8 protein-coding genes are annotated in these 8,330 nt (G+C 70.2%); 4 read left to right on the forward strand and 4 right to left on the reverse strand.

Annotated features, from left to right (window positions below; all coding sequences use genetic code 11):
• Positions 1 to 143 precede the first annotated feature (143 nt).
• A complete protein-coding gene (locus ACFXC1_RS04730) occupies positions 144 to 1,751 on the reverse strand; it encodes an FAD-dependent oxidoreductase (protein WP_381238719.1) in 1,608 nt (535 codons plus the stop codon).
• Between the two features lie 231 nt (positions 1,752 to 1,982).
• Here ACFXC1_RS04730 and ACFXC1_RS04735 point away from each other — a divergent pair, with 231 nt between their 5' ends.
• The 4 genes from ACFXC1_RS04735 (at position 1,983) to ACFXC1_RS04750 (ending at position 5,784) form a co-directional block, all read left to right on the forward strand.
• Positions 1,983 to 2,822, forward strand: a complete 840-nt coding sequence (locus ACFXC1_RS04735; RefSeq protein WP_381238721.1) for a 2-keto-4-pentenoate hydratase — start codon at positions 1,983 to 1,985, stop codon at positions 2,820 to 2,822.
• Positions 2,819 to 3,769 carry an acetaldehyde dehydrogenase (acetylating) gene (locus ACFXC1_RS04740; RefSeq protein ID WP_381238723.1) on the forward strand — a complete coding sequence of 317 codons (951 nt, stop codon included), beginning with the start codon at positions 2,819 to 2,821 and terminating at the stop codon, positions 3,767 to 3,769. Before ACFXC1_RS04735 ends, ACFXC1_RS04740 begins: the two co-directional genes overlap by 4 nt.
• On the forward strand, positions 3,766 to 4,776 hold the full coding sequence (gene dmpG, locus ACFXC1_RS04745; RefSeq protein ID WP_381238725.1) for a 4-hydroxy-2-oxovalerate aldolase: 1,011 nt from the start codon (positions 3,766 to 3,768) through the stop codon (positions 4,774 to 4,776). Before ACFXC1_RS04740 ends, dmpG begins: the two co-directional genes overlap by 4 nt.
• A gap of 246 nt (positions 4,777 to 5,022) precedes the next feature.
• The gene (locus ACFXC1_RS04750; protein ID WP_381239452.1) at positions 5,023 to 5,784 is read left to right on the forward strand and encodes an IclR family transcriptional regulator; all 762 of its coding nucleotides are present in this window, start codon (positions 5,023 to 5,025) and stop codon (positions 5,782 to 5,784) included.
• A gap of 10 nt (positions 5,785 to 5,794) precedes the next feature.
• Here the strand turns inward: ACFXC1_RS04750 and ACFXC1_RS04755 are convergent, their stop codons facing one another.
• Genes ACFXC1_RS04755 through ACFXC1_RS04765 form a run of 3 tightly spaced genes read right to left on the reverse strand, consistent with a single transcriptional unit; the run spans position 5,795 to position 8,164 of the window.
• Complete coding sequence (locus ACFXC1_RS04755; RefSeq protein ID WP_381238728.1) at positions 5,795 to 6,694, reverse strand: SDR family oxidoreductase; 900 nt, start codon at positions 6,692 to 6,694, stop codon at positions 5,795 to 5,797.
• 26 nt (positions 6,695 to 6,720) lie between these two features.
• Positions 6,721 to 7,464, reverse strand: coding sequence for an SDR family oxidoreductase (locus ACFXC1_RS04760; RefSeq protein WP_381238730.1), 744 nt, complete (start codon positions 7,462 to 7,464; stop codon positions 6,721 to 6,723).
• Positions 7,457 to 8,164 carry a TetR/AcrR family transcriptional regulator gene (locus tag ACFXC1_RS04765; RefSeq protein WP_381238733.1) on the reverse strand — a complete coding sequence of 236 codons (708 nt, stop codon included), beginning with the start codon at positions 8,162 to 8,164 and terminating at the stop codon, positions 7,457 to 7,459. Before ACFXC1_RS04765 ends, ACFXC1_RS04760 begins: the two co-directional genes overlap by 8 nt.
• Positions 8,165 to 8,330: the final 166 nt, after the last annotated feature.

Below are 8,330 nucleotides of genomic sequence, written 5' to 3' on the forward strand. Positions count from 1 at the left end.
TGTTGGGGCCATTGCTCAGGGTGGAGCTCCCCACCGTGGTGGCGCAGACAAAATTGCGCGGGGCCGGGCGGCGGCCAACCCCGCCTTCGCAATACCTGAAGGGGCCCGGAACACCCTTGGTGTTCCGGGCACTTGACGTTGTGTCAGTTCTTTGCGTCCGCGATGTCGAGCACGGCCAGATACGAGAACGCGACGCTCGAACCGATGGGAGCCCCCGCACCCGGGTACACGCGGCCCGTCATCGCGGCGGCGGTGTTGCCGGCCGCGTAGAGCCCTTCGATCGGGCCGCCGTCCGGGCGCAGCACCCGCGCGTGCTCGTCGATCCTCAGGCCGCCCTTGGTGCCGATGTCGGCCGGGACGATCGTCGCGACGTAGTACGGCGGGGTGTCGAGCGGGGGCAGGATCGGGTTGGGCCAGTCGTTCGTCGGCAGTGGTGCCGGGTAGTTCAACTGGGGCAGGGCCGGGAAGCCCAGGACGTACTGGGCCATCTGGTCCCAGGGCGTCTCGCCGCGGTGGAACTTCTCGTCGACCCCGGTCTGCGCATAGCCGTTGTACTCCTCGACGGTCTTGCGCAGGGCTTCAAGAGGTACGTCGATCAGCTGGGCCAACTCCTCGAGCGTGTCGGCCTTCTTGAGCGCGCCCGACTCGAACCACTCGGGGCGGACCGGCTCGTCGTAGGGACCGCCGAAGCCGTCCCGGTCGAGCTGGCGCTGGTCGATGATCCAGTGGGCGGGGATGTGCGAGACGCCTGAAGTGGCGTGCAGGCGGACTATCTCGCGGCCCGCCTGGTCGTAGGGGCGGGTCTCGTTGACGAAGCGTTCGCCGGCCGCGTTGACCCAGATTCCGCCACGGGTGCCCGTGTGGAAGAGCGGCAGACCGTCCGGCCACACGAGTCCGGGGGTGAACCAGGCCGCGTCGAGCAGATCGGTGGCGGCGCCGACCGCGATGCCGGCCTGGAGCGCGTCGCCCGTGTTGCCCGGGGCACCGTGGGACCATTCGCTGCCGCGCTCCGGAACCGGCTGGTACTTCTCGCGCAGCTCGCGGTTGCGCTCGAAGCCGCCGGCCGCGAGGATCACCCCGCCCGTGGCGCGGAACGTGACCCGCTCGCCGTCGCTCACCGCCTCCACGCCGACGACCCTGCCGTCCTCGACGACCAGGCTCTCCAGCGCCGTGTCGAGACGGAGCGTGCCGTGGCCCGTCTCCAGGAACGCGGCCAGCGTCCTGCCGATCAGCGCGCGGCCCCCGCTCAGGACCGGACCCTCGTCGTGCCCCCAGCGCTGGGTGGGCAGGCAGGCGCGGACCAGCCGGGCGTGTTCGCCGAGCTCGGCGACGGTGACCTGCGGCGGAAAGATGGTGTGGCCCGTGGGGGACGAGCCGGCGACCGACGGATAGTAGTCCGGCACCGGGAGATGCTCGAACGACTGGAACCACGGGTTCCGCTCCAGCTCGTCGATCAGCTGTGCGCCGGCCCGCAGATAGGCCTCCTGGAGCGGCTCGCGCGACTCGTCGTCGACGGTGTCGCGCAGATACGTCCGCGCGTCCTCGATGCTGTCGTCGAGCCCGGCCCGCCGCATGGGCGCGGAACCGGGGTACCACAGACCGGAACCGGAGTAGGCGGTGGTGCCGCCGACCCGGTCGGTCTTCTCGATGACGAGGGTGCGCAGTCCGCGCGAGGCGGCGGCATAGGCGCCGACCAGACCTCCGCCCGACCCGACCACGATCACGTCGTAGACGTCCTCGTTGCTGGCCAAGATGACCTCCTCAGGTGTGCTGACGTTCTCGACGGCCGAGCGCGGCTCAACGCCACAACCTCAAGCAATGTGCGGGCGACGGTATCGAGCCAACTCCCCGGCTCCGACCGGCCATCTCGCTCAGCGAGACCATGTGTCCACGCCCGGACCGAGTCCCGGTGAGCGGAACGCGCGGGCCCGTGAAAGGGCACTGATGCCCAGGCTGGAGACCATCACGAGTTGAGGATGCGAATGACAGACGTTTGGGAACCGAGGGCCGTGGCGGACCGCGAGGCGGCGGTGGCCGAAGCGGTCGTACGACTGACGCGCGCGGCCCGCGACCGTCAACCGTGCGCTCCCGTACGGGACTTGCTCGGTGCCACCGACATCAGCCTCGCCTACGCCGTCCAACAGCGCGTCGTCGCCGACCGGATCGAGGCCGGAGCACACGTCGTCGGCCGCAAGATCGGACTGACCTCGGAGTCGGTGCAGCGCCAAGTCGGCGTCGACCGGCCCGACTTCGGGGTGCTCCTCGCCGACATGGACGTCAGCGCGCTGCCCGCCGTACCGAGCGAGCGGCTGCTGCAGCCCAGGGTCGAGGCGGAGATCGCGTTCGTCCTCGCAGCCGACCTCGACGACGACGATCTCGACATCGAGCGGGTCCGGTCCGCCGTCGCCTACGGCGTCGCCGCGCTGGAGATCGTGGACAGCCGGATCGCCGACTGGGACATCGCGATCACCGACACCGTCGCCGACAACGCGTCCAGCGGACTGTTCGTACTCGGTGGCGAGCGGGTCGAGTTGAAGGCCTTCGAACCCCGGGACGTGCGCATGCGGCTGTACGCCGACGGGCGGCTCGCGTCCGAGGGCGACGGCACGGCCTGCCTCGGCGATCCCCTCGCCGCGCTGCTGTGGCTGGCGCGCACCGCGCGGGAGTTCGGCGATCCGCTGCGGGCAGGCCAGGTCGTGCTCTCGGGCGCCCTCGGTCCGCTCGTCCCCACCCCGCCAGGAGTCACCGTACGGGCCGAGATGACGGGCCTCGGCTCGGTGACCGCGACCTTCTCATCGAACCCAGCGAAGGAACAGGGATGACGAAGACCAAGGTGGCCGTCATCGGCTCCGGGAACATCGGGACCGACCTGATGATCAAGGTGCTGCGGCTGTCCGACACCCTGGAGATGGCCGCGATGGTGGGCATCGACCCGGATTCGGACGGCCTCGCCCGCGCCGCGCGTCTGAAGGTGCCCACCACCCACGAGGGCGTGGACGGGCTGATCCGGATGGACGGTTTCGACGACATCGGGATCGTCTTCGACGCCACGTCCGCGAAGGCACACGTCGAGAACGCCAAGCGCCTCGCCCCGTACGGCAAACGGCTCGTCGACCTCACACCCGCGGCCATCGGCCCGTACGTCGTGCCGCCGGTGAACCTCGACGAGCACCTTGCCAACGATGTCGACAACCTCAACCTGGTCACCTGTGGCGGCCAGGCCACCATCCCGATCGTGCACGCGGTCAGCCGGATCACCCCTGTGCCCTACGCCGAGATCGTCGCCTCGATCGCCTCGAAGTCGGCAGGACCCGGAACCCGCGCCAACATCGACGAGTTCACCGAGACGACGTCCGCCGCGATCGAGAAGGTGGGCGGTGCCCGGCGGGGCAAGGCGATCATCGTGCTCAACCCGGCCGAGCCGCCGCTGATCATGCGGGACACCGTCTACTGCCTGATCGGCGACGCGGACCAGGAGCAGGTGCGGGCCTCGGTGGAGGGCATGGTGGACGCGGTCGCCGAGTACGTGCCCGGCTACCGGCTCAAGCAGCAGGTGCAGTTCACCCCGATCCCGGCCGGCGATCCGGTCCACACCCTCTTCACCGGTGACGTCTCCGAGGTCACCACCAAGGTGTCCGTCTTCCTCGAAGTCGAGGGCGCCGCCCACTACTTGCCCGCCTACGCAGGCAATCTCGACATCATGACCTCGGCCGCCCTGCGGGTCGCCGAGCGCATCGCCCAGCGCTTCTCCAGCGAGGTGACCCGGTGACCCCCAGGCTCTATGTGCAGGACGTCACCCTCCGGGACGGCATGCACGCCATCCGGCACCGGATCACGCCCGAGAACGTGGCCGCCATCAGCGCGGCCCTGGACCGGGCGGGCGTGGACGCCATCGAGGTCGCCCACGGCGACGGACTGGCGGGCGGCAGCCTCAACTACGGCCCCGGCAGCAACACCGACTGGGAGTGGATCGAGGCCGCCGCCGGAGCCATCCACCGGGCGACCCTCACGTCCCTGCTGCTGCCCGGCATCGGCACCATCGCCGAACTCAAGCGGGCGTACTCTCTCGGCGTCCGCTCGGTCCGGATCGCCACTCACTGCACCGAGGCCGACGTGGCCGCGCAGCACATCGCCACCGCCCGCGAACTCGGCATGGACGTCTCCGGCTTCCTGATGATGGCCCATATGACCGACCCTGCCGAACTCGCCCGTCAGGCACGCCTGATGGAGTCCTACGGCGCGCACTGCGTCTACGTCACCGACTCCGGCGGCCGGCTGACCATGGACGGCGTCCGCGACCGAATCCGCGCCTACCGGGACGTCCTCGACCCGGACACCCAGATCGGCATCCACGCGCACGAGAACCTCTCCCTGTCGGTCGCCAACTCCGTTACGGCGGTGGAGGAAGGGGTGACCCGCGTCGACGCGTCCCTCGCCGGGCAGGGCGCGGGTGCCGGCAACTGCCCGATCGAACCGTTCGTCGCCGTGGCCAACCTCCTTGGCTGGGAGCACGGTTGCGACCTGTTCGCCCTGCAGGACGCCGCCGACGATCTGGTACGGCCGCTGCAGGACCGCCCCGTCCGCGTCGACCGGGAGACCCTGACCCTCGGCTACGCGGGCGCCTACTCCAGCTTCCTGCGGCACGCCGAGACGGCGGCCGGACAGTACGGCCTCGACGCGCGCACGATCCTCCAGGAGGTCGGGAGGAGGGGGTTGGTCGGCGGGCAGGAGGACATGATCGTGGACATCGCGCTGGACCTCACGCGCGGCTGCTGAGCGCACATCTCCGCAGAGCCGCTCCCCGGACCACGCACCGGGGAGCGGCGCTTTCGCGCGTTGATTAGACCGGACGTACCAATTAACCCGTGCACGCCTCTTGGCCCGCGTCCGACGCCGTTGGTACGTTGACGAAGGCGCCGAACTAGAATTGATTTCAGTTTGAGCAGAGAGGCATTGACGATGACGTCTGCCCTTCGACTGGAGCCGCGATACGAGGCCGACCGGCATGCGCTGCCACCGTCGATGATGGAGCGCGTGACGTTGATCATGGACCTTTTCGAGCGGCCCCAGACACATCTCACCCTCGAAGTGGTCTCCCGCCGGACCCAGTTGCCGCGTTCGACCACCCACCGGATCCTCGACCAACTGGTGCGCCTGGACTGGCTGCACCACACCGTTGCCGGGTACGCGCTGGGACCGCGCGCGCTCGGCCTCGGCGGACGGGAGATCGGGCACAGCACACTGCGCGCGGCAGCCGCGCCGCAACTCCTCGACCTGGCCGTCCGGACGAAGATGGTCGTCCATCTCGCCGTCCTCGACGGACCCGAGATCTACTACCTCGACAAGGTCGGCGGCCGGGCCGCGGTCGACATCCCCTCACGGGTCGGCGGCCGGGCGGTCGCCCACTGCACCGGCCTCGGCAAGGCGATGCTCGCCTGGCTCAGCCCGGAGGAGATCGACGCCCGCTACCAGCAGTCGATGGAGTGCCGCACCTCCCACAGCATCGGCCGACTCGACCTGCTCCACCGGGAGTTGAGCACCGTACGCCGACGCAACGGCCTCGCGATCGACCGGGGCGAGTGCTTCCCCGACCTCGGTTGCGTCGGCCTCGCCCTGCGCGGGCCCGACGGCCCGGTCGGCGCGATCTCGGTGGTCGGCGACGGGCGGGCACCGCTGGAGCTGGTGGCTCCGCTGGTGGTGAACGCCGTACGGGCCGTGTCCGAGGAGCTGTTCGGGGGCGGGGAGTCCTATCGGCGGGACGTGCCGGAGGCGGTGACCCTGTAGGCGGGTGGTGTCAGGCCGCGGTGGGGTGCGCGGAGAGCAGGTCCGCCAGGTCGACGCGCGTCAGGAATTCGCGGCGGATGCGGTCGGCCACGACGGAGACCACCTCGGAGCCGTCGTCGGCCGGGTCGATGTGCACCCGGTACGGACGCTGCCCGACGGGAAGCGCGACGATGCGGGCGATCTCCGCGGAGACCAGCGAGGCGTCCGCGCCCTCGGGCGCCAACGCGGCGAGTTTGTCGGCGACTTGGGTCATCAGCCCCGGGTACCGCGTCTCGTACTGCGCCTCGACCGCACTGTCCGTCGGGCGCCCGGAGTGGGCGAAGTGGTTCGTGCCGCCGGTGAAGGAACCGGGCACCACGATGGAGGTCTCTACACCCCAACGGGCCAGCTCCGCCGCGTAACTGACGGCGAGTGAGTCCATCGCGGCCTTGGCTGCGAAGTACGGCGCCAGATATGGCGGGGTGCCGCCCTTGACGCTCGAACTCGACACCCAGATCACCAGACCCCGGCCGGCCGCGCGCAGATGGGGCAGCGCGGCGCGGTTGACACGCTGGGTGGAGAGGACGTTCACGTCGTACAGCTCGGCGAGCTGCTCCGGGGTGAAGGCCTCGGCCGGTCCGGTGACCATGTGGCCGGCGTTGTGGATCAGTACGTCGATACGGCCGTGCTCGGCGACGACCCGGTCGATCGCCGTGTCGACGGACTCCTGGGCGTTGACGTCGAGTTCTATGGAGCGCAGGTCGACGCCGTGTTCCTTGCTGTAGTCGGCGGCGGCCTGCACCTGCGGCGCGTTGCGGGTGGTGGTGTTGCGCATCCCGGCGTAGACGGTGTCGCCCTTGTCCGCGAGGACGCGGGCGGTGAGGGCGCCGAAACCGCTGGAGGCGCCGGTGATCACGACGATGTTGTTCATGGGACTCCTTGAGTGGGCGGGACGGCTCAGGCCAACCCGCCGTTGGCGAAAAGCACTTGGCCGTTGATCCAGCGGGCGGGGCCCGCCAGGAACGCGACCGACTCCGCGATGTCGTCCGGGGTGCCCAGACGCTCCAGCGGGGCGGCCTTGGCCAGGTTCTCGACCGTGGCCTCGTCCTTGCCGTTCAGGAACAGGGGAGTGGCGGTGGGGCCGGGGGCGACGGCGTTCACGGTGATGTCCTTGCCGCGCAGTTCGCGGGCCAGCACGAGGGTCATCGCCTCGACCGCGGCCTTGCTCGCCACATAGCCGCCGTACGCCGGGAACTTGGTGCGGGTCACGGTGGTGGAGAAGTTGATGATCGCGCCGCCGCCGCGCACCCGCCGGGCCGCCTGCTGGGAGACGACGAACGTGCCGCGGATGTTGACGCGGTGCATGCGGTCCAGGTCGTCGAGGTCCAGGGTGGCGATCGGGGACAGGAGCATGATCCCGGCGGTGTTGACGACGACGTCGATCCCGCCGAACTCCTGCTCCACCGCGCCGAACGCGGCGGACATCGCGTCCTCGTCGGCGACGTCACCGCCGACCGGGATCGCCCTGCCGCCGGCCGCGACGATCGCGGCGACCGTCTCGTCGGCCTTCGCCTTGTTGCCGGCGTAGTGCACGCCGACCGCGATGCCGTCCTTGGCCAGTCGCTCGGCGACCGCGCGGCCGATGCCGCCGGAGCCGCCGGTGACCAGGGCGACGCGGGTGGTGGTGTCGGTGTCAGTCATGGTGGAGGTCCTTCCGTGAGGTGGGGATCTGCGTGAGCCACTGCCCGAGCAGGGCCGACTCCGCGGGGGTGAAGGGTTCGGGGGTGAGGTCGTCCAGGGACGAGAGCAGCGTGGTCGCGGCTGCGGCGCGGACGTCCGTGGCCGTGGTGTCCGCCGCGGGGTCGAGCAGGATCGCCTGGTGGATCGCGTCCCGGACCAGCCTCGACAGGGCGGAGTCCGGATACAGCGTGGGACGGGTGATCAGCGCCAGGGACACCCCGGTGTTGGCCGACATGACCATGCGTGCCGCGATCTCCGGTGCGATACGCAGGCGGCCCTGCGCGGCGAGCCGCTCCAGGTCCCCGCGCAGGATGCGCATCGCCTCCGCCGCGGCCTCGGGCACGGAACGGAGCGCCGGGGAGAACATCAGCTTGTAGGCGTTGGGGTGCGCCAGCGCGAACGCCGTGTGGCTGTCCCAGCCGGCCCGGAGGTCCCGCAGCGGGTCCTCGGACTTCTCGGCGGCGCGCTTGGTCTCCAGGTACTGGTCCCAGACGTGGTCGACCGTGGCCGCGAGCAGCCCGTCCTTGTCGCCGAACAGTCGATACAGCACCGGCTGCTGCACACCGGCCGCCTCGCACACCGCGCGAGTGGACACGTCACCACTGGGTGACTGGGCGATCAGCTCGGCCGCCGCTTCGATTATCAGCGATCTGGTGTTCATGTAATCGACGATAACAGGAATATGTATCGCTGACAACGGTCTGCTGTTAGCGGTGAAAACAAAGGCGCCTCCCACCGCCGCGCCGGGGGGGGATGGGCCCGAGTTAGTCCGTGGGGGGGGTGAGGTATGCCCCGGCCGGGGATATGTAGACGCCGGGGGAGCGTCA

It is taken from the genome of Streptomyces hokutonensis (assembly GCF_042751305.1).
GTDB classification, from domain to species: Bacteria; Actinomycetota; Actinomycetes; order Streptomycetales; family Streptomycetaceae; genus Streptomyces; species Streptomyces hokutonensis_A.